Below are 26,220 nucleotides of genomic sequence, written 5' to 3'. Positions count from 1 at the left end.
TAGCAATGGAGACATTAAATATTCGTGGAATGATTCGTTCACGTAGTTTAAGTCGCAGCATTCATGAAATCGGATGGGGAAAACTCATAGAAATGATACAATACAAAGCCGAATGGTATGGACGTGAATTCGTACAGGTTGATAGGTGGTTTCCTTCCAGTAAAAAATGCAGTGTTTGCGGTGAAATTAATCATGATTTAGGTCGTGGTGAACGAGAATGGGAGTGTCCACATTGTCATGCTGTACATAAAAGGGATGTTAATGCGGCTAAAAATATTTTAGACGAAGGTTTACGGGCCACTGGTTCATTGGTCTTGTGCTTAGTAGATTTCATGCCTGTTGGTCAAGACAAATTCATTTATTCATATGAATGGAAATGTTTTGACGAAACAGCAGGCATGGCCTAAGAATCTCCGGCTTCTTTAAGCCGGAGAGGTTCAAAAGCATTGGCTTCAAACTATTAATTTGGTGATGATATGGCTGAAGTCAGTGCAGAATCAAAATACATGGATTTTCTCAATGAATATCCGCTGCTCAAAACAGACTTGGTTAGAAAAAACCACAAATTCAGGTTTCTGGTAACTCCGATGGGAAAGATTTCCCTGTGGGAAGCAAATCTCAAAGAGGTCAGTCAGCACGCTGAGATGAGTGTTGAAGAAACAGTTCAATTGTTTAAAGAGTTGATTGGCTCTTATTAATCTTTTTTTTTTAAGCTATTTTGTGTTTGGTCAAAGGGAGTTTGCCGGTTCAAACCCTCCAATACCGTTCATTATAAATCTTATTTTCTTCATATATCATATCATGTCACTGACTCGGAAAATGTTGAGGGATATTAAGATCAACAAGACGCAGTTCATTGCAATATTTCTAATGGCATTTTTAGGCATTTTCGCCTACTGCGGAATATATGGTGAGTATTACGGGTTAGTGCAGACTTCCGACGACTATTATAATGCAACGAACATGGCTGACGGATGGATTTATGCTTCTGATTTTGACACATCCTCACTCGATAAGGTAAGTGAATTTGCAACGCAGACTGACAGGCAGGCTGCTGTCCAATCGGTAGCTGACATGGAAAACAAGCCGGACATCAAACTGCACTTCGTTGAGAACGGAACGATATCGAAATTTTACACGACCGAAGGTGAGGATTTTGATGCTGATGACGGCTCAGGAGTTTGGCTGGATTATCGCTTTGCTGATGAAAGGGGTCTTAAAGTCGGAGACAAAATCACCTTTGAGTTTGACGGCGAGAATATAACAAAGAAGATTAAGGGAATAGGTTATTCGCCGGAATACATCTATGAGTCCTCGCCGAACTCCCTGACTCCTGATTTTTCACAGATTGGATTTGCATATCTCTCCCATAATGCATATCCTGGTGATTTGGAATATAACACACTTCTTGTCAAATACAACTGCTCAGACAGTGAATTCAAGGAAAAACTGGATGATTCAATTGACTATCTTTCATTCACCAAAAGGGAAGATCAATTGAGTGTCGCTAAATTTTCCGACGAGATGGCGCAGCACAAGATGATTGGGGATGTTTTCCCGATTGTATTTATTCTGGTTACTTTTCTGACTCTTCTCACAACAATGACTCGGATTGTGACACATCAGAGAACTCAGATTGGAATCTTAAAGGCAGTTGGCTATAATGACAGGTCAATAATGTTGCACTATATTTCCTATGGGTTCTGGCCGGTTTTGGCGGGAGCCATTTTGGGGCTGATTACAGGACCTATGGTAATTCCTCAAATGTTTTATCCGACAATGACTGCAACCTACAGCATGCCGAGCTGGAATCCTGGCTTTGACATGAGATTCATTTACATTGCATTGTTGATGGTCGTATCATCTGTTATTGTCACATATCTATCATGCAGAAGAATTTCAAAGGAAAATCCTGCAAATACGTTAAGGCCAAAGGCTCCAAACACATCATCAAGAAGCTTGATTGAAAAGTCAGGACTTTGGAATAGGTTAAGTTTCAATTTAAGATGGAACTGGCGTGATGCAAGGAGAAACAAGTTCAGGGCATTGATGGCGATAATTGGAGTGATGGGATGTGTGGCATTATTGATTGCAGCATTTGGAATGAATGACTGCATGGGTGATTTGAAGACATGGGAGTATGATGACATCACTCATTTCGAGTCAAAGCTTCTGCTTTCAGCCGATGCAAATCCGATGGAACTTTATTATATTTTAAACTACACCAACGGAAGCTTTATCATGCAGCAGTCAATTGAAATCAAGGCAAACGACATGGAAGACACGGTAATGCTTCTGGTTTCAAACAACACTGACCTCATATCTTACACCGACAGCAATAAGGAACCTCTTGAAATCGATGAGGGGGACGTGTCAATGTCTGTTAAATTAGCCGAAAGGTTCAATTTAACAATTGGAGATAAGATTCGATGGCACATTGTCGGAAGTGATGATTGGGTAACCTCAAAGATAGGTCAAATCCATGCAGAACCTGTTTCGCAGGGCCTGATAATGTCACCGGACACCCTGGAGGACCAGGGATTGAATTTCACTCCGACAAATATAGTCACTTCAGAAAAGTTCGTCGAAAGGTATGATTCAATCAAGTCGGTTTCAAGTATCGAAAGCCTTGAGGAAAGCTGGGATCAGATAACCACTTCCGTAATGATGATGGTTTATGTGGTTACATTTGTAGCCGGTGCATTGGCCATTCTGGTATTGTATAACTTGGGAATTCTCTCATTTACAGAAATGGAGAGGGAAATCGCTACATTGAAGATTCTCGGATTTAAAACTAATACTCTAAGAAAACTTCTTTTAACCCAAAACATAATCTTCACAGCTATCGGGTATCTTTTGGGAATTCCGTTGGGATTCTACTTCATGACCTTGATGATGAATGCCGCCGGAGACTCTCTTTACTACATTCCAACATTGACATGGGGAAATCTCCTGTTGGTGGCTGTAATCACATTTGCAATATCAATCGGTGTCAATCTGCTCTTTTCAGATAAGATTGGTGATTTGAATATGGTTGAAGCCTTGAAGGACGTCGAATAGTGGTTTCAACTGAATCTATTTTAAATGATGAATGGTATGATTTTATACTTAACCTTTTCTTTATATTCATTATAACCTTTCAGTTCTCTTTCCAGCACTTTTTCTTCATTTTTTATCCTGAATATGATGATTATTGGATAAATCAGCATTATGATGAATGAAAAAATGGAATTCAAAATGATTGGCATTGATAAAAATAGGAAGATTGTGGATGTGTACATTGGGTGCCTTACAATTCCGTATAATCCGCTGTCCACCACTTTTTGATTTTCACTCACCTCGACAGTACGTGAAAGATATGTATTTTCTCTCAATACTTCTGCATACATGATATAGCTCAAAAGAAAGATTACTGAAGCTATTGTAATTGCTGTTTCGGGAAGTTCAAACCATCTGAATCTGAAATTTAGCCCTGCAAGAATGAATGCGAGTATAAATATTATTCCACTAACTAAAATCACCATTTTCTGTTCGTCTTCACCTTCCTTTGCGTTCAGTCTTCTTTTTAGAAGTTCAGGTGATTTGACAAATGTGATGATTCCCACAATAAGCATAGGAATGAACAGCAATGCTATGAGTAACCAGCCGTTGAAGTAATTTAAAGTCCCTGCAGTATGAATAATAATGCAATTATTAATATTAAGCCTAAAAGGAATTAAATCAATGCTTGGGAAAATAATTTCAGATCCATGATATCAATAAGATTTTTCTTCATGGAGGTTTTTAACTTTTTTGAAATCAGAATAAATTTTATGTTTCTGTTTAAATGAATAACTTTTTTTGAAAGAAGTAATCTCATTCTATTTTCAAGGATTGTATACTTAATTTAAATTTTTTAACAGTTTTGTCAAGAATTATTGTAATTGTTTGAATTTTATCATGTTATTTATTTTAATTGAATTATCTTTAATGTAATTTTAATATTATTTTGAAAATCCTAAAAATGTTGACATTATATTCAAGTTAATATTTGAATTGCTTGTGATTTAAGCATTTTTTAGAAATAGTTTAATAGTTTATTAACTATAAATATTAATTAATAAGGAGGTATTTTTTTGTTAAACAAGAAGATAATGATATTGGCAATATTTCTTGTAAGCATTTTGGCAATCTCGGCAGTGAGCGCTGAGGAAAATGTTTCAAGCGATGTTGTTGGTGTCGACGATAATGATGATGTCATAGAAAATGTAAATGACGATTATAAGATAAGTGATGATTTTAGAAATAAGACAACCTTCGGTGGCTTAGCTTATAAAATTGATAATTCCACTGACGGCAATGTCTATTTGGATAAGGATTATAAGTTTAATGGTAGCGAATATGATATTGACCCTAAAACTGGTGCTCAAATTCTCGTTGTTGATGAGATGGGAATAACTATCAGCCGTTCATTGACAATTCATGGTAACGGCCATACAATAGATGCAGCAAATGGGGCGGCTTTTTTCAATCTAAATGCTTCTAACCTCATATTAAAAGATATCAATTTTGTAAATGGAAAAAATAACGGTGAAAATTCCCCGATTCTCTGGAATGGGGACAACGGTGTAATAGATAACTGCGCTTTTTCAAATTTCGAATCTGATAATGATGGGGGAGCCATAAAGTGGGTTGGTGATAAAGGTAGCATAACCAATTGTAATTTCACGGGCTGCTATGCAAAAAATGCTGGAGCTATCCTCTGGAATGGTGATGAAGGAACTGTTTCCAATTGTAATTTTGATAACTGTACTCCACGTGACGATGTGGGTTCCATTAAATGGGTAGGATCTAAAGGTACTGTAACCGATTGTAATTTCTCTAATTGTAATGCTGTTAACGGTCAAGGTGCCGCTATTATGTGGGAAGGTGACGATGGTACTGTAATTAATTCCAAATTCGCAAACCTCGGTGCAATCAGTCTTGGTTATACTGATGGTGGTGGAGCCATTCATTGGAGAGGATCAAACGGGATACTGTCCAATTCCAACTTCATAAACTGTTCTGTTAACTGGAATGGTGGCGCTATTAATTGGCACAATGTTGGGGGCACCATAACAGGTTGTAATTTCATCAACTGTTCTGCTGGAAGTAGTGGTGCTGCCATCTATATACATTCTGGAGACTGTACTATTTCTAATTCAAATTTCACTGGATGTAACAATGGTGCTATCCATTTGAATAATGACAAAGGCGTTGTTAAAAATTCTAATTTCTTTAACTGCATTGTAGGTGCAAATAATGGTGGAGCTATTCTTGTTTCTTCACCAAACTGTACAGTTTCCAATTCCAATTTTGCCAACTGTATTGGAACCGTAAAGGGTGGTGCAATCAATTGGATTGGTGATGATGGTGCTTTGACTGACTGTACTTTTGATAATTGTCATGCGAATGAATATGGTGCTGTTCTTTGGACTGGAACTAATGCTGTTATCTCAAATTCCAATTTCACCAATTGTTATTCCTCCAGTGGTTCTGGTGGTGCCATTGGTGTAGAGGGACATTATAGGACATTTACCATATTGAATTCCAATTTCATAAACTGTTCATCAAATGGCCATGGAGGAGCCATTTTTTGGAAAGATGGTAATGGTAATGACTATAACGTAAATAATTCATATTTCTTCAATTGTTCTGCTGTTTCTCAAGGTGGAGCTATTTATGGTGGTGTAAATGTTTATAACTCTAATTTCGATAAATGTTCTGCTAATGAAGGTGGAGCAATGTTTAAAGGTTCTGCAACAAACTGTATGTTTACAGACAACAAAGCCAAATGGGGTGGTGCTAAGCACAGTAATAATGATCCTACTATAAACTGTACATTCATTGGCAATACTGCCAGTGATTATGCTGGAGCGGTGTACGGTAATTCCATCATTAACTGTACTTTCACAAATAATGCCGCTAATAATACTGGTGGATCCATTCAGAATGCTCTAAATGTTTTAAATTGTAATTTTATCAATAGTTATGCTAATGGTTCAGGAGGAGCCATTTATAGTGCAAATTCTGTAGTTAACTGTAATTTCAATGATTGTCATGCGAAAGGTGGTGAAGGTGGAGCAGTTTACATTGGGTCTGGAGATATAGACAAGTGTAACTTCACTGGCTGTTCTGCTAATGCTTCCGGAGGTGCTGTTAAAGAAGTTAGTTTCGGAACCATGTACAATTCCAATTTCATAAACTGTTCTGCTAATGCAGATGGTGGTGCTATAAGTTCCAATCATCGCTTTAGTGTAGTTAATTGTACTTTCACAAACAACCTTGCAGCCCATGATGGTGGAGCTGTTTATGGAGGTAGTGTAGTAAATGGTAGTTTCAATGGCAATTCTGCTACTGCCCGTGGTGGAGCAATATACTCAGGTTCCGCTGAAAACTGTACTTTCTGGGACAACACAGCTAGCCAAGGAAATAACTGGTACGATACAAAAGTTCCTATACTTAACTTGAATGTAGCTGACTTCAGTTCCATTTACAAATCCGGTGAAACAATATTGCTCAATGCAACTGAAAACAATATTGCTGTAAATGACGTGATGATTACAATCAGAGTATCTAAAAATGGAACTTCCGTTGCCAATTATTCCTGTTTAACTAACGAGGAATGGCTTGTTGATTTGGATGCAGGTTCATATAAAGCAGAAATGACTGTTGAACATAACGCCTACAGATTCGATAATGTGAATAATAATAATGCGAATAACAATAAGAAGGTAATTACATTAACAATAGACAAAAGGCCTACCAACATCACTTCATCTGACGTTTCAACAGTATATGATGGAAACGGATATATTGTTGCAACATTAACAGATATTAGCGGCAAACCTTTAAGTGGAATGCTAATATTTGTTGATATTATTGGTGTTAATGCAACAACCGATGAAAATGGTACAGTAAAAGTTTCAACCAACGGTTTGGTTCCGGCCAACTACACTGCAGCAATAACATTCGATGGCAGTAAAAACTATGTTAATTCCTCAGCTAGCGTTAATGTCACTGTAGATAAGGCAGTTCCTGAAATCTCATCTGCAGATGTGACTACTGTTTACAATGGTGGAAAATACCTGTATGTAACATTAAAAGATGCTAATGGCAATCCGATTGTTGGAGCAAAAATCTCTGTTAACCTTAACGGCGCTAAATCCGCAACAACAGGCAGCGACGGTAAGGCTAAAGTGACAACAGATAAATTGGATCCTAAAACATCTTACACTGCTGTGATGACATTTGCCGGTGATGACAGGTACGTTGCCGCTTCAACATCTGCAAAAGTCACAGTTAAAAAAGCGGCTCCAAAACTAACCGCAAAATCAAAAACATTCAAACGCAGTGACAAAACCAAAAAATACACCGTAACCTTAAAGACCAACAAAAACGTCGTAATGAAAAAGGCTACAGTCACTATTAAAGTTAACAAGAAAACATACACTGCAAAAACCAACAGCAAAGGTGTAGCTACCTTTAAACTCACAAAATTGACCAAAAAAGGCAAATACACTGCAACTGTTAAAAATGCAGCTACAAAATACTACAGTGCAAAATCTGTCAGTGTTAAAATTACTGTTAAGTAGATGATCTTTTCATCTACACTTTTATTTTTTAAAAAGGGTGGAAAAAATGAATTTCAAAAAGATAATGCTAATAACGTTATTATTAGCAGTTTTAACAATTGGTGCTGTAAGCGCAACTGAAGATGTAGATGCACTTGCAGTTGATGATGCGGGAGATGAAGCTATTGTTGAAGCTCCTGTGGATGAAGATGATGTAGTTGGGGATGCTGAGGCAAATAACCTGGCTCCTGAAGATTTTAAGGTAACATTCCCGACAAATGAAATTGATATTGATAAAGGCGATCAGACAATAATTACATATTACTGTCCTGAAAACATAACTGAACACAGTTCACAGATTCTTGTAAGATACGGTGATGGTGATTTTGACCGTCAGGTTTTCGATTTGAAATCATCTGACGTCAACACCTACCAGAATATCACTTGGGGCAGCTTGTATCAGTGGGATACTGGTGTTTACAATATAAGCGTTTACTATGCTGATTATTTCGATCCTGTATTTCCGCTTGGAAACTTCACATTAAATGTAGTTAACAACCATGAATACACTGCTGAGGATATTATATATATTTACACCTATGTTGCCAATGAGATTGATGAAGACTGTCTGGCTGAGATTTATGATGATGAAATTAAAGGTCTTGATGGTGTTGTGACAGCTTATGCAAACGGCACTAAAATATATAGCAAAACATATTCCAATTCCAGTAGGGGAGGACCTATTCATGCAAGTGATTTGACAGGTTCTTTTAATGGAGCATACACCATTAAAATTGAATACAAACGGACTGACGGAAAGGTATTTTCTACAAGTGAGGAAGTTTACTTTAATAATATAGTTGGCGCAAGCTCAATTAAGACTACACTAACAGCTTCCCCGACATCAGTGTCAATGGTCTACAACACAAACAAGGTGTTGACAGTTATCTTGAAGGATGCCGATGGCAATCCGATTAAAAATCAATATATTAAAATTTATGTCATGGGGATTTCGTATGATTTGAAAACCGATAATAACGGTAAGATTAAACAGTCATTGTCTACTTTGCCTCCTAAGACACATAAAATAAAATTCGAATTCAAGGATACTGCTCCTTACAAAGGATCAACAAAAACTGTCACTGTTAAAGTTACAAAAGCAACTCCAAAGATAACCGCTAAGGCGAAAACCTTCAAACGCAGTGACAAAACCAAAAAGTATTCTGTAACTTTGAAGGTCAATCAAAAGGTTAAGGTTACAATTAAAGTTAACAAGAAAACATACACTGCATATACTACAACTAAAGGTGTTGCTACCTTTAAGCTTAACAAGCTGACTAAGAAAGGCAAATACACAGCAACAGTTAACTTTGGAGGTAATGCAGACTACAACAAGGCAAAATCCGTAAACGTAAAAATTACTGTCAAGTAGATGTTGAATCATCTACTCTTTTTTTTATTATTTTTTAAATGAGTTGAAAAACCATGAAATTTAAAAGAATAATGCTGATAACGTTATTGTTGTTGGCGGTTTTAACAATTGCTTCTGTTAGCGCAACGGATAATCTGACAGATGCTGATGGGGAAGTTCTTCAGCAAACTTCTTCAAGTGTTGTTGAATTGGATGAGAATTCTGCATCACAAGATGAGTTAATTGGTGATGCGGGAACATTTTCCGCACTGAAAGATAAAATTGAAAATGCTGAGGCAGGCGCAACCGTAAATCTGGAAAACAATTATTCATTTTCTGAATCTCAAACAATATCTATTTCAAAAGAATTGACTATAAATGGTAACGGTTACACAATTGATGCTAATTCCCAATCAAGCGTGTTTATTTTGAATGCTAAAGTCACTCTTGAAAATATAACGTTTATGAACGGTCTTGACCGATACGGAGGTACCATTGCAATTGATGGTTCTGCTTCAGACTGTAAAATCATTTCATGTAATTTCATAGGATGTAAGGGATTAACCGAGTATGGAGTCTATAAAAAGGATAATTGGGGAGCTGCAATTTATAATTTAGGTGCTAACACCGATATTGAGTCATGCAACTTTATAAACTGTTCTACTTATAATGGGGGCGCTATATATGCTTCTGCTTCAAATTGTAATATAAAATCATGTATCTTTGATGGCTGTTATGCTGAAAATCAAGGTGGAGCTATTTTAAGTGATGTTGAATCTACAATCGATTCATGTAATTTTATACGCTGTTCATCTCCAAATAAAGGTGGAGCTATTTTCAATGCGGGCACAACCTGCAATATAAATTCATGTAATTTCACAAACTGTTCAGCTTATAATGGAAATGCCATACACAATCAGAAAGGAAATACCAATGTAAAGAATTCTAATTTTGTTGATTTGGCTAAAAGTGAAGTATATGCACGTGAATCAGGCAGTGTAGACTTCAGTGATTGTACTTTCAATGACCCTGTTCCTCAATACAAGTATGAAATCAGAGTCTACGATGATTCATTTATCTTCAAAAGCAATAATCCTGATTATTATCCTGCTCAAGTAGCTTATGTGATAGTCCCACCTACAGTATCTGAAGGAAAAGTGGTGGTTTCTGATGGTGCTAAGACATTATTCAGTTCACCTATAACAGATACTTACTATTGGGATGATTATGGATCCGAAAAGGCATGCAATATATTTATTAATTATTTAATTTTTAATGGAGTGAATAATGATGATGTTGTACGATTTGCATTTTTGGATGGAAATGATGCAGAGGTAATATACAATGATTATTTTGTTTGCTTCAATGGGGATTATGTCAAATTTGAAGAGTATAATGACTCTGCTGAAAAAATAGATTCTGGTTTAACAATCAACGTTGAAGATATTGACTATGGTAGTGATGTTGTGGTTGTTGTTACAACCAATGCAACATTCTCAGGTGAAGTTTCAGTTCAAATTGAAAACGGAATCTATCCGGTAGCCGTAACTAACGGTTATGGAAACAAAAATATTTCTAATATTAATGCGGGAAAACACACTGCTAATGCAATATTCAAAGCTACCCGATTATTCAAAGACAGCAATGTTGAAACTAATTTTACGGTAAACAAAATAGATTCCTCAGTAACTGTCGGTGATGTTGAGATGGATTACGGCACCTCTTTAAATGTTGAAGTTACAACTGTTGGAGCTACTGGTTTTACTGCCAAGATTGACGGTATTGATGCATTTGTTAAAAACAATTCCGTTGTCATTTCCGGTTTGGATGTTGGAAATCATACTTTAAGTGTTACTACAAATCCTGATTTGAATCATAATCCTGTAACTAAAAATGCTACAATAACCGTCAAAGCAGCTGCTGTTGAAAAGATTCCTTCAGTTATTGATGTCAGCGACGTTGTCATGGATTACGGCAAGTCAGTTAATGTTACTGTAGCTACTGTAGGAGCTACCGGTTTTACCGCTATGATTGATGGAAAAGAGGTTCTAGTTGTTGGTGATGTTGTAGTTGTCTCCGGTTTGGATGTTGGAAATCATACTTTGACCATTACTACAACTGTTGATTCTGCACATATTTCTGTTACAAAAACTGTTACAATCACTGTCAATCCAGTTTCTTCTAACAAGACTAATTCCCTAATCTTTGTTGATGATGTTGTTGTGGATTATGGTAAGTCTGTTGATGTTGATGTGGTGACTATTGGTGCTACTGGTTTTACTGCTAAGATTGATGGTAAGGATGCTGTAGTTAAGGATAATGTTGTAGTTGTCTCCGGTTTGGATGTTGGAAATCATACTTTAACCATTACCACAACTGTTGATTCTGCGCATATTTCTGTTACTAAGACTGTAACAATTACTGTCAAACCGCTGCCTGCAGATAAGTTGGCTACCTCTCTCAGCGCATCTAAAGTGACTACAACCTATGGAACCAGCAAAAACATTGTAGTTATCTTAAAAGATAAGAACAATGCGCCTTTGGCTAATCAAAAGGTAACCGTTACATTAAACGGCAAACCTTATGATGGAAAAACCAATGATAAGGGACAGGCTTCCATTGCAGTTCCGAAAAATCTTGCTGTTAAAACATACAATGCAACAATATCTTTTGCTGGTGACGACAAATACGAAAAATCAGCAGGTTCTGTTAATGTAGTTGTAAATAAGGCAAATCCAAAATTGACCGCTAAGGCAATATCAATCAAAAAATCAGATAAAACCAAAAAATACACAGTAACTTTAAAAACTGACAAAAATGCGATCATGAAAAGTGCTAAAATTACAATTACTGTAAACAAGAAAACTTATACTGCAAAAACCAACGCTAAAGGTGTTGCTACATTCAAACTCACAAAATTGACTAAAAAAGGCAAATACTCTGCAACTGTTAAATTTGTGGGCGATAAATGCTACAATGCGAAAACCGTAAAGAACGTTAAAATAACAATCAAGTAGATGTTTTTAACATCTACCTTTCTATTTTTTTAACTGCTTTCGAATATTTATGGCTAAATTTGCCAATCTTTTTTAATTCATATATCTGCTGTAGGTAGGTTATTTAATATTTTGCAATCCTTAGCGTTAATATTAATGTTCCTATAATCAGATTGATGGTATCAATGTTTCTTTTGTTTTAATCAGTCGTATCTTTAAGCATTCAGGACTTATAATTCCTTTGCCACATGACATTAAAGAGTGGTGTAACTTTATTAAACAAGACTTCCAATATTTAATTGTAATTTTGGTGTTGGCCATGCAAAACTTTAGCTATCTTGATAAATTAATCCACAGCGGAGAAAAAACGGTTGTCCTCACGTCAGACATTATTTTGGATGAAAATGAAGAGTCTGAATATCTTGAAGGCATCAATCTTGATGTGAACGATTTAATAATTGACGGATGTGGCCATACTATAGATGCGGGAGCTAAAGCAAGAATATTTTACAACACATCTAAAATCACCATTAAAAACGTCGTGTTTAAAAATGCTGTTTGTGCAATACATAACTTCAGAGGGGTTTTAAACGTTTCTGACTCCAAATTCTGTGACAATACTGCTAAGGTTGCTGGTGCGGCAATATACAATAACTGGGCAGAACTGAACGTTAATGACTGCATATTCTATCAAAATGCATCCGAGTGCCATGGTGGTGCAATATTCAATGTCAATGGTGAGGTTAACATCAGTGGCTCCAAACTGCTTCATAACACTTCAAAAAACGATGGTGGGGCAATATATAATGGGGCCAAGCTGAACATCGCAAATTCGGTATTGTCAAAAAACGCAGCATGTGGATCAGGCGGTGCAATATATGACAATCGGGGAGACATTAGCATTGACAAATCCGAACTCTCGAATAACTCATCAAAAGGAATATTCGGTGGTGGAGCAATACATAAAAACCGTGGAACGTTGAATATCGATGATTCCAGATTGTTGGATAACGTAGCTGATAATGATGGCGGAGCCATATTCAGCATTGACGGTGAGCTTGCAATAACAAAATCCATATTTTCAAACAATGCATCTCAATCTAATGGAGGAGCAATATATGATTGGGGAACTTTAAGTATCGAAAACTCCAAATTGCTTGAAAATGCTGCCGACAATAAAGGTGGAGCGGTTTATACGAAAAACAGGGATGATTTGAAAATGGAGGATTGCAGTCTGAAGGATAACGTGCCTGAGGATATTGATTTTTAATGGGAGTGAGGATATGGGTCGTGATTTGATAGGATATTTGTTGGGGCTGGTCATTTTCATTATTGGAATTCCATATGTGATGTATCTTGCATCCGGAAGTCCGAACCTTGCTCAAATAGGATTGGTTCAAGAGTTAATCTTGATTATGATGGCTATTGTTGGAATTTCATTGAGCATCTGGGCAATCGTTTACATGAAAAATGTTGGTGAAGGAAACCCGTTTGACGCATTCAACCATGAGGTAGCTCCGAGAACCAATACGCTTATGACTGATGGGCCATATGGAATCTGCAGAAATCCGATGCTTTTGGGAGTATTTATATATCACATCGGAGTTTTGATTTCTCTTCTGTCAATCGGTGCGGTGATTGTTTTTGTAATTGAAGTTATCATCATGAATCTTCAGGTTAAAAAGGAAGAGCAACGCCTGAAAGCTGATTTTGGAAGTGAATATGAGGAATATGTTAGAAATTCAAACAGGTTCATGCCGAAGTTAAAGTAGATTCCTTTTTCATTTTTGCAAAACTATTTATACTAAAATATTCTAAAGATAAATTAATGAATGAATATCATTCATTAATATTAAATCGACAAAACGCTTACTGTAGATGATAAAAATGAGAATTGTTAAAGATCCGGAAGTAAGGAAAAAGGAAATCCTTAGAGGTGCCCTTAAGGTGTTTTCAAAAAAGGGCTATGACAGAACAACAATAACAGACATTTCAAAAGAGCTGGGCATATCTCAGGGCCTTTGCTATAGATATTATGCATCAAAGGAAGAGATATATGATGCTGCCCTAGAAGAATATTCTGACCATATCGTAAATTCCAACATTAAACGTTTTGATGACGATAAGAGAAGTTTCAAGGAAAAGATAATGGATTTTTCAGGCAATGTTGAAGAATATCAAACTCCGGAATCAGATGATGAGCTAATGTACGAACTGTTTCATGGCGAAAATTCACAGAAGATGCATGACCAGCTGATGATGAAGACAGCATCAAAACTGGTTCCATACATCAAAAAGGAACTTCAAACCGCAAAGGACAATGGGGAAATCAGGATATCAGACATTGATGCCTTTGCATATTTCTTTGTATATGGTCAGGTGGGCATGCTGATTAATGAAAGCGATTCTCAGGACTTAAGTGCCAGAATTCAGGATTTGCTGATTGAATTATTGCAATTATAATATTTAAGGAGAGATAACATGAAAACAGCATTTTCTACGAATCAAAACATCACAGAAATACAAAAAAGGTTTGCGATAGGATAGCAAACGAATGTGGTGTAAGGCTTGTTGAAGCAAAAAGTGTGACTGAAAACTTTGAATGGAATGATTACGAAATCATAGGTTTTGCATCAGGAATTGCATACAAGAAATTCTATGAAAACGTCAATAATGCTGCGGAAATGATGCCTGGCGGAAAGAAGGTATTCTTCATTTACACATGCGCCAAAATCAACAGTGACTTTACCAATGAAATAGAAAATATTGTATTGGAAAGGGGCTGTGAATGTATTGGCTCCTATGGATGCAAGGGCTACAACACTTATGGTCCCCTAAAACTGATTGGCGGAATGAACAGGAAAAACCCGACAGAGGATGAGCTTAAAAATGCAGTGGAATTCGTTAAGCAGATTGAAATGGCTTATGGAAACTAGGTGACTTGATGATAACAAATTCACAGGACAAAACAAAACAGCATTTCAACGAAACAGCTTCAGACTATGACAATTCAAGTGACGGGAAATTTGTAGAACCGATGTATGAAGTAATTGTCAATGAGATTCAAAAATCAGATTGTGGAAAGATATTGGATGTGGGATGCGGAAACGGAAACCTCTTTGCACTCCTTCCGGATGGAAAATATGAATTATTTGGAGTTGACTTTTCAGAAAACATGATTTCAGAAGCAAAAAGAAAGTGCGGTAAAAAGGCAACTTTTTCAGTTGCAGATGCCGAAAACCTGCCTTTTGATAGTGATTCATTTGACATTATCGTCTGCAATGCATCATTTCACCACTATGTCCATCCGGATATGGTTCTCAGTGAAATGCATCGCGTTTTGAAGGATGGAGGAAAGTTGCTCATCGGAGATCCCTACATGAAGAATATTGTAAGGCAAGTGGTGAATGTGTTCATCAGGTTTTCGGACAGTGGAGATTATCACATTTATGGATTGGACGAAATGAAAAAGCTGTTTGCAAAAAATGGTTTTAAACCTGTTTCTTCTATTAGGACAGGTGAAAATACTGCTTTTCACATTGCAGAAAAATAGCATGACTGGAGTTGGACATGACAGAGGACAGCAACAAGAACGTGGAACTGATGAGGGGAGAGCCTGAAACAGCAATCAAAAAACTGGCCATTCCCATTATAATCTCAATGCTTCTCACAGCATCATACAATATCATTGATGGAGTGTGGATTGTCGGGCTTGGCCAGGCAGCTATTGCAGGAATCGGTTTTGTAAATCCCATATTCATGGTTCTGGTTGGAGTGAGCTTCGGTTTGGGGGCCGGTGCCACAAGCAGTATCAGCCGATTCGTTGGAGCCAGAAACCACGAAGGTGCAAACTCATCGGCTGCCCATTCGGTTGTAATTCTGGCTATTGCATCAGTTCTTTTGACGATTTTGCTTCTAGCTTTGCAAAAGCCTATTCTGATTCTTTATGGGGCAAGTGGTCAGGCTTTAAGTGAGGGTTTGAAATATGGTACTCCTCTGTTTTTAGGCCTACAGGATTCATGTTTTCAAACGGTGCAAGCGGAATACTGCGTGGCGAAGGAGACATGAAAAGGGCAATGTATGCTATGATTGTCTCAGTAGGTCTGAACACAGTTCTTGATCCGATATTCATCTACATATTGAACTTCGGATCAGCTGGAGCAGGAATCGCAACTGTTATTTCATCCCTAATCTCTGCGATTGTTATTCTGTACTGGATTCTAATCAAAAAGGACACATATGTTGATGTTAATCTCAAAAATTTCAAGTTCGACTCAAAAATGGCATATGACATTTTAAAGGTGGGCATTCCTGCTTCAATGGACATGATTTTGTTAAGTGTTGCATTGAGCATGTATCTGATATTCATTTCAATGCTTGGTGGAGAGTATGGTGTTGCAGTATTCTCATCAGGTCAGAGACTATACTTCTTTGCTATAATGCCATTAAGCGCAATCGGAACGGCGATAACTGCAGTTTCAGGCAGTGCATTCGGTGCGAAAAACGGAGAGTATCTTTCAAGAAGTCACATCTACGGCTCTAAAATCAGTATCATATTTGGAATTTTGGTATTGATTATATTTGTTGTATTTGCAACTCCTCTAGCTACAATCTTTGCATATACTCCGCAAACCTCTCAATTGATTCCGGGAATTGTTGGTTTTCTTCAGGTTGCAACCCTATGTCTTCCGTTGACTGGTGCAGGAATGGCATCAAGCTATTTCTATCAGGGAATTGGAAAGGGAAACATAAGCCTCGCCTGGACGGTCGTACGTGAGATAATATGTACAAATGTTCTAATATATATCTTTGGAATCGTGCTTGGATGGGGGTTGATTGGTGTTTGGGCAGGACTTGCAGTCGGAAGGGCTCTTGCAGGCGGTTTGAACTTCCTCTTTGCAAGATACACGGTTAAGAATCTTATTGGTGTTTTCAGCCAAAAGGTTTAAGGTGCCAGTTACATAATTATAATTAGGTGATATCATGGAAGATGTTTACGAATGGAAAGGATTGAACGGACAGCTTGTAACCTTTAAAAAGGAAGTTGGAGATGCTCAAAAAATTACATATATTGGCTCTCCTGGTGTTTGCACTCCATTTGCAGAATTTTTAACCAATGTCGTAAGGGACAAGGAAAATCATTTCATTCCTTTGTTGGACATTGAAGAATGCCACCAGTTCGAGTCAAAATCATATGCAATGGTTTTAAAAGATGAGGTGTCAGATCCTCACGGCTCCGATGTTGTGGTGTTGCTTGGAGGATTGTCAATGCCGAAATATGATGTTGATACTGATGAACTGAATGCTTTGGTAGATGAGATTCTAGCAGATGGCGGAAAGGTTATCGGAGTTTGTTTCATGGACATGTTCACAAAAGCTGAGTGGCCGGATAAGGTTGACTTTGACTGCATAATTGACGGTACTCTAACTGGTGTTGTTAAAAAATAATCATTTAATGAGAAGTCCATATGAAAAATAATAGTGCAATTGCAATAGCAATATTGGTTTTGACAATTCTATCATTGGTTTTAGTGTATTCTGTAGATGAAACTGCTGATTCAGGTAATAAAACTAAGTTGGAGGTGTATTCGGAAGGTCCGATTGAATTGTCTGCAATTATCCGCGATGTCAAGACTGGAGATCATTATAAAGGATATGACAATGAAACTCTTTCATGGATGGAATCCCTTGGAAACAAGCGGGTCTTCAGTGGTGATGGGATATTTGTAGTGATGGATGCCTCAGAAGCCAGCAAACTCCGCTCTGAATATCTCTGTGATGCATATATTGTGGAGTCCATGGAATGTAGAGTCTTGGAAAACCATTCTCTGGGTGATGTCAAGTATCAGAGGGATGTTTTGCTTGTTAAGGATGTTAAATACCTTGGCGAAGAGATTCACTATCTTCAGGGAAGTTAGCTTCCATTTATTTTTTTACAATAACATATCACAATATCATGATATGAAAACATTTAAATACATTAATATATTATAATATTATTTATAAATAATATATGTGATGGGAATGAAAGATAATAGTCTCAATGGAAAAAATGATGATATGTGCGAGGTATTCAACGCTCATGAAGATGCGGTTGAACGCGTAAAGGGGCGTATGATTTCAGAAGATGAATACTCCGAATTATCAGAATTTTTCAAAATCTTTGGAAATCCAACAAGACTAAAAATTATTTCACTACTTGCCGTAGATGATTTATGTGTTTGTGATATTTGTGAGGCTCTTGATTTAAACCAAACTACTGTTTCAAATCAATTGAGAATATTACGTGCGAATAATATTGTCAAATATCAAAAAGAAGGTAAAATGGCTAGATACTCTCTAACCGACCTTCATATTGAAATGATTTATAAAGTAGGCTTAGAACATATATTAGAATAAGTTTTAATCAGGTGATAGCATGGTTGAAAATAGATGTTATGATTCTGATTGTGAAGATGAAATTTGCCACAATCCAGAACATTACAATTATATCTGTTTTGACCCAGAATGTGAAGACACTCACTGTGAAAATCAAAAACATTATGATAAGAAATTATTAAAGGAATATCAAGAAAACACTGACTTAAGTGTACATGATCATAGAGAAGAAATAGACTATGATGAGGATGTTGATATAAGTCTCTGTGGTTGTCCAGATTGTGCAGACGATGACCATGACCATGACCATGACCACGGACATGAGCATCATCATGGCCACGAGCATGAACATGGGCATCATCATGAGCATGAGCACGGTCATGAGCATCATCATGATCACGACCATGATAAGGAAGATGTCTGTACAGATGATGATTGTGGTTGTCATGATCACGACCATGAGCATGTTAAGGAAGATGTTTGTACAGATGATGATTGTGGTTGTCATGATCACGACCATGAGCATGTTAAGGAAGATGTTTGTACAGATGATGATTGTGGTTGTCATGATCACGACCACGACGATGATGTTGAATTCAGTTTATGCGGTTGTCCGGATTGTGCAGACGATGACGATGACCATGGACACGACCACGACCACGGCGACGGGGAACTGCTTGCCGAAGGAAAACCATTAATCTATAACAGGTCAATTCAAATCATCGTTGCGAGCGGTATATTATTTGTTTTAGGGCATGTTTTTGAATGGCTGTCATTCAGTCCAACTATCGTAACAATTACGTACATGATTGGTGCAGTAATTGCAGGTTATGAAATAGCTATTCTAGCTTATAAATCATTAGTTAAAAGACACACTATCGGTCCTGCAATGTTAATGTGTATTGCATGTGTTGCTTCATTTATCATTGGCCATCCTGAAGAGGGTGCAGCGGTAACCTTTTTATACTATATTGCAGAATTTTTAGAAGACTATGCCGAACATAGAGCAAAAAGATCAATCAAATCACTGGTTGAAATTGCACCTGACACTGCAAGAGTTAAGGTTGGCGACAAGGAAGAAATCAGAAACGTTGATGAAGTAAATATCGGTGATATTGTCATTGTAAAACCTGGAGATAAAGTGCCGTTGGACGGTGAAGTCATTTTAGGTTCCTCTTCAGTTAACCAGGCTTCAATTACTGGTGAAAGCGTTCCGGTTTTAAAAGAAGTTGGTGACGATGTATTTTCAGGAACAGTTAATGAAGACGGATACCTGGAAGTTAAAGTAACCACAGCTGCTAAAGATTCAGTTATCTCAAAGATTGTAACTCTGGTTAAAAGATCACAACTCAACAGGTCTGAAACAGAGTCTTTAGTTGAAAAAGTGGCTAAATATTACACTCCAATCATGATGGTTGCAGCTGCAATTGTGGCATTTGTTCCGCCATTGCTCTTTGGTCAAAATCTGACTGATTGGGTTTATAAGGCGCTTTCACTTCTGGTAATTTCATGCCCTTGTGCATTTTTAATCTCAACTCCTGTTGGAATGGTGTCTGCAATTACTTCAGCCACCAGAAACGGTGTCATCATCAAGGGAAGTACTTATGTTGAAGAGATGCGTAATGTCAAAGCGGTCATCTTCGATAAGACAGGTACATTAACAGAAGGAAAACTCAAATTGAGTGATGTCGAGGTTCTCGATGAAAGCTATTCAGCCGAAGATATTGTCAGAATTGCCGCTTCTCTTGAGTTCCAGTCTTCCCACCCGATTGCTCAGGCAATTGTCAGTTATGCTGATGAAAATGATATCATTTTCGATACAATTGAAGAGTTTAAAAACGTTCCTGGAAAGGGAATTGTTGCTAACATTAACGGTGAGCAATTCTATGCAGCAAATGAATCCCTGATTGAAGGATCAAGCTTTGACATTTCAAGGGATGACATCAACAGATACTCCAGCGAGGGCAAAACCCTGATATTTGTAGGCAATGTCGAAAAGGTACTGGGTATCATAACAGTATCAGATAAGATTAGGGACAATGCTGTTGAAGTCATAGAAGACCTTAAAAATCAAGGTGTAAAAACCGTTATGCTTACAGGGGACAATAAGCTTGCCGCTAAAAGCGTTGCCGATGAAATCGGAATCGACTATGTCTATTCCAATCTGATGCCTGAAGATAAATTAAATCTCCTTGATACAATCAGAAACAAGTTCGGTGATGTAGCAATGGTTGGAGACGGCATCAACGATGCTCCGGCTCTTGCACGTGCAAATATAGGTATTGCAATGGGTGCCGCAGGTTCTGATATAGCCATTGAAACAGCGGATGTTGCTCTGATGCAGGACGATATATCTAAACTGCCGTACTTATTTGCTTTAAGCCACAAGACAATGAGAATCATTAAGGAAAACATCACTGTAGCGATTGCCGTGAAACTCTTGTGTGTAGTGCTTGCGGTTTTAGGTATTATTACATTAATGATGTCCGTTGGTTTTGGAGACTTGGGATTAACCCTTCTGGTTATCTTAAACTCATTTAGAATTGGAATGGTGAAAGATCCACTATTCTAATTATCTTTTTTTTATTTTTTTAAGTTAATATTTTTCTTTTTTTATCACTTTTTTTTAATATTGCTGTCACTTCGTAAAATTGCTTTGACTTTGTAAAATTGTTCTGACTTTGTAATATTGCTTTAACTCTCTTAAATTGCTTCCATTTCGAATAAAAAGATTAATAAACTATTAAATTCAATATTAGATTGCATTGAATTTAATAAATTTTAATGGAGGAATTTTAACATTTTTGTGCAAGAATTCTCCGGCTTCTTTAAGCCGGAGATGAATTGCACTTTGATGGGTATTAGAATTTTTTTCATTAGAAAAAAATTAATAGGTCGAATAAGAAGAGACAATTACTTGTCCCCCCCTCTTCTAAGAACCGTACGTGTCCCTTTTAAGACATACGGCTCAAGCATACTTATAAGAACTAAGATAAAGTTATAAAATTGTTAATTTCTTTATTCATCGGTATAAATATTCATAAGGAGTTATTCCATACCTATTAGTAAGGTATTCCTCATATGAGTCATCATAAGGAGTTGCCTTATACTTGATGCGTCTAGAATATTTTATTTTAGTCCAAGGCATCTTGTCTACTTGACAATCTGTATTTGGGTCAGTAAAAGTCCATTTATCATTATATGCAGGATGTAATGACATTCTAAAATGTTTATTAACAATCCATTTTGTCGATTTATTAGGATACCAACGTTTGAGTTGCCTAAGCAAAATCTCATAAATGTAATTGTCCATTTTACTAAAGATTCTTTTGTTTGAACCTATTCTCCAGTAATTTCCAGTACCGTTAATTAAGTAATTAAGTTTAGCAATAGAGTATTCAATATTCCAGGGGTAGCAACTTTTAACGATAGATTTAGCCTTCATTTTAAAGGATTTGATACTATCTTTAGATGCTTTGACCAGAACCTTGTTTCGGTCTTGTCCTTTATAGCATCTAATATTAAAGCCTAGAAAATCGAATCCTTCATTAATATGTGTAATTTTAGTTTTATCTGGTGCTAATGTCAACCCCCTATCTTTTAAATAATCATTCAAAAGATTAGGGATTTCTTTAGCATCTTCTAAGGTTTTACACAGGATGATGTCGGATAAGTCAGGAGGATTGCTCCTCCCTTCTCTCCTAAGAACCCAGCGTGTCCCTTTCAAGACACTGGGCTCAAGCCAGCGTTTATCTAGTTAAAATAAGAATAAGTTTGGTCTTTGATTTAAAGAACTGGTTTAGAGCCTCTTAATTTAAAGTATTCGGTTTTATCCCTATCATAAGGACTGTAATTGTGTTTTATCATAATATGTCTTCTGATGGGAGTCCAACCCATTCTAATTAAGTGGATACCAGTTCTAGGGTCGGTTAAAACCCATTTACTGCTATGTTTACCGTCCGAAAAGTAAGGGAAGTATCTTTTATTAATCCATCTTTTGCCTTTATTACTGTGCATTCGACACAAAAATCTATATACTTTTTTAAATATATAAGCATCCATGGCATAAAATACTTCTTTAGAAACTACATGTCGCCAATAATTGGTAGTACCTCGAATAACCGGATTTAACCAGTTTATTAGAACTTCAACATTACTTCCGTAGCAGTCTTTGACAATCTCGTCAACTTTCATCTTAAACTTCTTAATACTGTCCTTAGATGGTTTACTGAAGCATTTCAGTCCATCTTTGGTTTTGTATTGTCTAAAATTGAAGCCGACAAAGTCAAAGCCTTCGGAAATATGTTTGATAAAAGTTTTCTCTTTTGATAGTATTAATCCTCTTTCTTCGAAATATTGTTCTAATATGCTTTCTACTTTCATTATCTCTTCTTTTGAGCGAGCAAAAATCAGAAAATCATCGGCATACCTAACAACACGGTAATTTCCTTTTGTTTTATACATTACTCCATCTTTGGTATTAAATGGCCTATATGATATTCCTAATGCTTCTTCCATGCCATGGAGGGCTATATTAGCAAGTAATGGGGAGAGTAATCCTCCCTGAGGAGTTCCCTCAACAGTGTTATGAAAGACATTGTTATCTACATAACCTGCCTCTAAAAACCTTTTAACAAGATTATATTGGGGAAATCCTTTAATTTGCTTTAATATAAACTCATGATTGAGTGTATCGAAGCAAGCCTGAAAATCACCTTCATATACCCAACACCATTTATTTCCTCGAATATTGAAATGTATTCTTCTAGCGGCATCGTGTGTGCTCCTTTTTGGACGAAAACCATAACTGGTTGGCTCAAATTTAGCCTCCCACTCCGGTTCAAGTGCCATTCGAATAATTTCCTGATAAATACGGTCTTTAATGGTAGGAATGCCCAGAGACCTTAATTTACCGTTTTTCTTCGGAATATATTTACGAAAAGCAGGTTTTGGTTTGTGAAGTTTCATCTTCTCATTTTTCATCATATCAAACAATTCACCACGAGCACGGTCGCTTGTGGCTTTAAATCCATCAATGCCCGGAGTAAATCTTCCTTTATTTTCTTTAGTAACTCTATTAATTGCTTTCAACAAACAAGAATTGCTTCTCATCAGTTGTCTTTGTAAATCTCTAACCTTTTTCTTATCATTATTCTTACTAGCACGATATATTCGTTTTTGCAGACTATCTACATGTCGATTGACTCTATACCATTTGATATTCTTCCAATCGACAGTATCAGGCTTCGCGGGCTCACAAATATTATTATTTGGAGTTAATCTCATTATCTGTCACCTTCAATTTCATAGTTTTAAATGCAAAATCGCATTATATACATGTTGCTAACCATTCAAAAGTCAGCCAGGTTTCCCCGCCACCCACAAAGGAGTGGTATCCGTTCACAGTTAATAATATCTTCATTTCTTCCTGCTACCTTTCGGTTATTGACGGCATTTGCTTCCTTTGAAATCCTCTACCTCCTAAGGAATTAGGCTTCATTTACAATCCGCTTACTCACAGATAAATAATCTGTAAGACCCTGTGAGGCTTACCAAGTTGATCTCCAATCAGATACGAATAAGGGACGATTTGACTTGCACACCGGCAGATATATGGGTTGTGCAATATAAATACGACTTCAATATTTATTTCCAATCTGCAAAACAATAGTAGTCTTCTGTGACAATTGTATTCCACCTATTGCTTGCGGTAACGATGCTTACAGCCATTCACCCGAAAGTTAATCGTTCTTATCCTTTCCCTCGCCCATGAAATCCAGAATACTTGAATTCCAGTTAGGCTTACAATCATGCAACCTCCTAACCAATCACTCAGTTAAGAGTTTCAAGGGGGAAAATCCCAACACAACAGGGATTAGAAATCCATATAAATGAATTTCCACTGCTAAAATGAAGAAAGAGACCCATCTTGTCGCACAAAATCATCGGCATACCTAACAACACGATAATCACCTTTTGTAGCATAAGTTACATACTCATCATCGTTTTTATCATGTTTAATTTCTTTATAAGTTATATTTAAGTATTCTTCGAGTCCTGTTAGTGCAATATTCGCCAATAATGGAGACAGTAATCCGCCCTGAGGAGTGCCTTTAATAGTTTCGTTAAACACGTTATTGTCTAAATAACCTGCTTTTAAGATTCTTTCCACCACTCCTTTTAGAGTAAAGCCTTTTAATTGCTTTAAAATGAAGTCATGAGATAAATTGTCAAAACAACCTTTAAAATCTCCTTCAAAGACCCAACACCATTTATTGCCTTTTATATTAAGGAAAATGCGTTCTATAGCATCATATACTCCTCTTTTTGGCCTAAAGCCATATGATGTAGGTTCAAACCTTGCTTCCATTTGTGGTTCAAGGATAATTCTAATTATCTCTTGATAAATTCTGTCAGTAATTGAAGGAATACTTAACGGTCTCTTTTTGCCGTTTTTCTTCGGTATATAAATCCTACGTGTAGGACTAGGAATATAATTATAAATATTCTTCTTAGACAATCTATCTACTAATTCACCCTTTTCCTTGCTGGTTTTAGCAAGAAATCCATCAGGACCAGGTGTATTTCGCCCTTTATTAATTTCAGTAACTCTACGAACCGCTAATAACAAAACGGCCCTACTGTTTGTTAACATTCTTTGAATATTTCTTACTTTTCGTTTATCTTTATTAACCTCAGCTTCATATATCCGCTTTTGCTGTTTATCTACATACTTTTCGACACTATACCAATTAATAGTGTCCCAGTCAGTAATGTCAGATGATACGGACACACAAATATTATTTGTGGTATTTCTCAAGTTAATCACCTTCCTTTGGATAATAATGCAAAAGAACATTTTCTTTCGTCTACATTGAAGTTGTCCACCTTTCGAAAGTAGGCAGTGTTTCCACTCCATACCTAACTTGCATTTATTAGGTTTTACAGGTATCCGTCATGGTTTATATGCTCATTATTATTCCCATTGTCTTTCGACATCGACGGCATTTGCTTTCTTCGAAATCCTCTACCTGCTACACATATGTATATCATTCACAATCAACCTACCCCCTATTGGGGGGAGTGTATCAGGCTTACCATGTTGATCTGTCATCAGATACGCCAAGAGGACGCTCCAACCTTTACACCGGCAAATATTATGGGTTGTGATTAGATAAATATAAAGACAGTATTTATCTCCTGAATTTGCAATACAGTAATAGTTAAAATGTAGATTTTAACAGTGTACTCCACTTACTGCTGCGAGTGACGATGCTTACAGTTGTTCACATAATGTTGAGCGTTTCAAGGCTTCCTCTAGCCCGTGGTTTTCAGAGTACTTGAATTCCACTTAGACATTCTATCATGCAACCTCGTAACCAATCACTCGGTTAAGAGTTTCAAGGGAGGAAATCCCATCACAACTAGGATTGAAAAACTATAAATTAATAGTATTTCACTGATTTAAATGAGCAACAGACCCATCATGTCGCACGTCTTTCTCTCGCCCTCTGTTATTTGGAAGTTAATAACAAGATTAGGCTTTACCTATCATGCAACCCACTCCACTGTTACCAGTGACGCAGTTTCAAGGGAGAATAACACGCACAACAGTGTTATCAGTCAACAAAGACTGCACTAACATACATCTTAAAATCTAAGATATATAACAAATTATTGATTCTATCTCGTCGCACTTTGCAAATGCTCTCGGATAAACTTTTTTTATTAAAAGGGAATATAATTATGGTTAAGAAAAGAACAGTTATTTTTCATTTATCCTTGGGAAAAAAATGTCAGATTCTTTTGGAAATCCATGTATTTTTAAGGGATATAAATGGAT

At 36.8% G+C, this 26,220-nt stretch carries 19 protein-coding genes and 1 pseudogene; 16 read left to right on the top strand and 4 right to left on the bottom strand.

The window, feature by feature from the left end; translation table 11 throughout:
* The 3 genes from Q0W26_RS05885 to Q0W26_RS05875 form a co-directional block, all read left to right on the top strand.
* A partial coding sequence (locus Q0W26_RS05885) for a transposase (RefSeq protein ID WP_298523356.1) occupies nucleotides 1–407 on the top strand: 407 nt, incomplete at its 5' end.
* A 69-nt stretch (nucleotides 408–476) separates the two neighbouring features.
* Nucleotides 477–698 carry a hypothetical protein gene (locus Q0W26_RS05880; RefSeq protein WP_298523355.1) on the top strand — a complete coding sequence of 74 codons (222 nt, stop codon included), beginning with the start codon at nucleotides 477–479 and terminating at the stop codon, nucleotides 696–698.
* Nucleotides 699–819: 121 nt separating this feature from the next.
* Nucleotides 820–3,060, top strand: a complete 2,241-nt coding sequence (locus Q0W26_RS05875) for an ABC transporter permease (RefSeq protein WP_298523354.1) — start codon at nucleotides 820–822, stop codon at nucleotides 3,058–3,060.
* Nucleotides 3,061–3,080: 20 nt separating this feature from the next.
* Here the strand turns inward: Q0W26_RS05875 and Q0W26_RS05870 are convergent, their stop codons facing one another.
* Nucleotides 3,081–3,614 (bottom strand): isoprenylcysteine carboxylmethyltransferase family protein, encoded by a 534-nt coding sequence (locus Q0W26_RS05870; protein ID WP_298523353.1) that lies wholly within the window; start codon nucleotides 3,612–3,614, stop codon nucleotides 3,081–3,083.
* A gap of 501 nt (nucleotides 3,615–4,115) precedes the next feature.
* On the opposite strand from Q0W26_RS05870, the gene Q0W26_RS05865 reads away from it, so the two are divergent.
* The 13 genes and pseudogenes from Q0W26_RS05865 (at nucleotide 4,116) to Q0W26_RS05800 (ending at nucleotide 20,949) form a co-directional block, all read left to right on the top strand.
* On the top strand, nucleotides 4,116–7,613 hold the full coding sequence (locus Q0W26_RS05865; protein WP_298523352.1) for a right-handed parallel beta-helix repeat-containing protein: 3,498 nt from the start codon (nucleotides 4,116–4,118) through the stop codon (nucleotides 7,611–7,613).
* Nucleotides 7,614–7,659: 46 nt separating this feature from the next.
* Nucleotides 7,660–9,024, top strand: a complete 1,365-nt coding sequence (locus Q0W26_RS05860; RefSeq protein ID WP_298523351.1) for a hypothetical protein — start codon at nucleotides 7,660–7,662, stop codon at nucleotides 9,022–9,024.
* 53 nt (nucleotides 9,025–9,077) lie between these two features.
* Nucleotides 9,078–12,020: an Ig-like domain repeat protein gene (locus Q0W26_RS05855; protein WP_298523350.1), complete on the top strand. Its 2,943-nt coding sequence runs from the start codon at nucleotides 9,078–9,080 to the stop codon at nucleotides 12,018–12,020.
* A gap of 298 nt (nucleotides 12,021–12,318) precedes the next feature.
* Nucleotides 12,319–13,269 carry a hypothetical protein gene (locus Q0W26_RS05850; protein WP_298523349.1) on the top strand — a complete coding sequence of 317 codons (951 nt, stop codon included), beginning with the start codon at nucleotides 12,319–12,321 and terminating at the stop codon, nucleotides 13,267–13,269.
* Nucleotides 13,270–13,282: 13 nt separating this feature from the next.
* The gene (locus Q0W26_RS05845; RefSeq protein WP_298523348.1) at nucleotides 13,283–13,771 is read left to right on the top strand and encodes an isoprenylcysteine carboxylmethyltransferase family protein; all 489 of its coding nucleotides are present in this window, start codon (nucleotides 13,283–13,285) and stop codon (nucleotides 13,769–13,771) included.
* Nucleotides 13,772–13,886: 115 nt separating this feature from the next.
* Nucleotides 13,887–14,462, top strand: coding sequence for a TetR/AcrR family transcriptional regulator (locus tag Q0W26_RS05840; protein ID WP_298523347.1), 576 nt, complete (start codon nucleotides 13,887–13,889; stop codon nucleotides 14,460–14,462).
* A 29-nt stretch (nucleotides 14,463–14,491) separates the two neighbouring features.
* Nucleotides 14,492–14,935, top strand: coding sequence for a flavodoxin domain-containing protein (locus tag Q0W26_RS05835; RefSeq protein ID WP_298523357.1), 444 nt, complete (start codon nucleotides 14,492–14,494; stop codon nucleotides 14,933–14,935).
* Between the two features lie 8 nt (nucleotides 14,936–14,943).
* Complete coding sequence (locus tag Q0W26_RS05830) at nucleotides 14,944–15,552, top strand: class I SAM-dependent methyltransferase (RefSeq protein ID WP_298523346.1); 609 nt, start codon at nucleotides 14,944–14,946, stop codon at nucleotides 15,550–15,552.
* Nucleotides 15,553–15,569: 17 nt separating this feature from the next.
* Nucleotides 15,570–16,948, top strand: a pseudogene (locus Q0W26_RS05820) (MATE family efflux transporter).
* Nucleotides 16,949–16,982: 34 nt separating this feature from the next.
* Complete coding sequence (locus Q0W26_RS05815) at nucleotides 16,983–17,447, top strand: DUF2124 domain-containing protein (RefSeq protein ID WP_298523343.1); 465 nt, start codon at nucleotides 16,983–16,985, stop codon at nucleotides 17,445–17,447.
* A gap of 20 nt (nucleotides 17,448–17,467) precedes the next feature.
* Nucleotides 17,468–17,917 (top strand): hypothetical protein, encoded by a 450-nt coding sequence (locus Q0W26_RS05810; RefSeq protein ID WP_298523342.1) that lies wholly within the window; start codon nucleotides 17,468–17,470, stop codon nucleotides 17,915–17,917.
* 106 nt (nucleotides 17,918–18,023) lie between these two features.
* Nucleotides 18,024–18,398 carry a helix-turn-helix transcriptional regulator gene (locus Q0W26_RS05805; RefSeq protein WP_298523341.1) on the top strand — a complete coding sequence of 125 codons (375 nt, stop codon included), beginning with the start codon at nucleotides 18,024–18,026 and terminating at the stop codon, nucleotides 18,396–18,398.
* Between the two features lie 19 nt (nucleotides 18,399–18,417).
* Nucleotides 18,418–20,949, top strand: coding sequence for a cation-translocating P-type ATPase (locus Q0W26_RS05800; RefSeq protein WP_298523340.1), 2,532 nt, complete (start codon nucleotides 18,418–18,420; stop codon nucleotides 20,947–20,949).
* 450 nt (nucleotides 20,950–21,399) lie between these two features.
* On the opposite strand, the gene Q0W26_RS05795 is transcribed toward Q0W26_RS05800, so the two are convergent.
* The 3 genes from Q0W26_RS05795 to Q0W26_RS05785 form a co-directional block, all read right to left on the bottom strand.
* Nucleotides 21,400–22,104, bottom strand: coding sequence for a group II intron maturase-specific domain-containing protein (locus Q0W26_RS05795; protein ID WP_298523338.1), 705 nt, complete (start codon nucleotides 22,102–22,104; stop codon nucleotides 21,400–21,402).
* A 59-nt stretch (nucleotides 22,105–22,163) separates the two neighbouring features.
* Nucleotides 22,164–23,663 (bottom strand): group II intron reverse transcriptase/maturase, encoded by a 1,500-nt coding sequence (ltrA, locus tag Q0W26_RS05790; RefSeq protein WP_298523337.1) that lies wholly within the window; start codon nucleotides 23,661–23,663, stop codon nucleotides 22,164–22,166.
* 619 nt (nucleotides 23,664–24,282) lie between these two features.
* Nucleotides 24,283–25,197, bottom strand: a complete 915-nt coding sequence (locus Q0W26_RS05785) for a reverse transcriptase domain-containing protein (protein WP_298523336.1) — start codon at nucleotides 25,195–25,197, stop codon at nucleotides 24,283–24,285.
* Nucleotides 25,198–26,220 lie beyond the last annotated feature (1,023 nt).

Source organism: uncultured Methanobrevibacter sp. (assembly GCF_947169325.1).
Taxonomy (GTDB): Archaea; Methanobacteriota; Methanobacteria; order Methanobacteriales; family Methanobacteriaceae; genus Methanocatella.
This window is presented reverse-complemented; position numbering and strand designations above follow the sequence as displayed.

Excerpts from the sequence above, each read along its gene's own strand:
- Q0W26_RS05880 (WP_298523355.1), top strand. The coding sequence starts at position 477 with ATGGCTGAAGTCAGTGCAGAATCAAAATACATGGATTTTCTCAATGAA.
- Q0W26_RS05875 (WP_298523354.1), top strand. The coding sequence starts at position 820 with ATGTTGAGGGATATTAAGATCAACAAGACGCAGTTCATTGCAATATTT.
- Q0W26_RS05870 (WP_298523353.1), bottom strand. The coding sequence starts at position 3,614 with ATGCTTATTGTGGGAATCATCACATTTGTCAAATCACCTGAACTTCTA.
- Q0W26_RS05860 (WP_298523351.1), top strand. The coding sequence starts at position 7,660 with ATGAATTTCAAAAAGATAATGCTAATAACGTTATTATTAGCAGTTTTA.
- Q0W26_RS05855 (WP_298523350.1), top strand. The coding sequence starts at position 9,078 with ATGAAATTTAAAAGAATAATGCTGATAACGTTATTGTTGTTGGCGGTT.
- Q0W26_RS05850 (WP_298523349.1), top strand. The coding sequence starts at position 12,319 with ATGCAAAACTTTAGCTATCTTGATAAATTAATCCACAGCGGAGAAAAA.
- Q0W26_RS05845 (WP_298523348.1), top strand. The coding sequence starts at position 13,283 with ATGGGTCGTGATTTGATAGGATATTTGTTGGGGCTGGTCATTTTCATT.
- Q0W26_RS05840 (WP_298523347.1), top strand. The coding sequence starts at position 13,887 with ATGAGAATTGTTAAAGATCCGGAAGTAAGGAAAAAGGAAATCCTTAGA.
- Q0W26_RS05830 (WP_298523346.1), top strand. The coding sequence starts at position 14,944 with ATGATAACAAATTCACAGGACAAAACAAAACAGCATTTCAACGAAACA.
- Q0W26_RS05815 (WP_298523343.1), top strand. The coding sequence starts at position 16,983 with ATGGAAGATGTTTACGAATGGAAAGGATTGAACGGACAGCTTGTAACC.
- Q0W26_RS05810 (WP_298523342.1), top strand. The coding sequence starts at position 17,468 with ATGAAAAATAATAGTGCAATTGCAATAGCAATATTGGTTTTGACAATT.
- Q0W26_RS05805 (WP_298523341.1), top strand. The coding sequence starts at position 18,024 with ATGAAAGATAATAGTCTCAATGGAAAAAATGATGATATGTGCGAGGTA.
- Q0W26_RS05800 (WP_298523340.1), top strand. The coding sequence starts at position 18,418 with ATGGTTGAAAATAGATGTTATGATTCTGATTGTGAAGATGAAATTTGC.
- ltrA (WP_298523337.1), bottom strand. The coding sequence starts at position 23,663 with ATGAGATTAACTCCAAATAATAATATTTGTGAGCCCGCGAAGCCTGAT.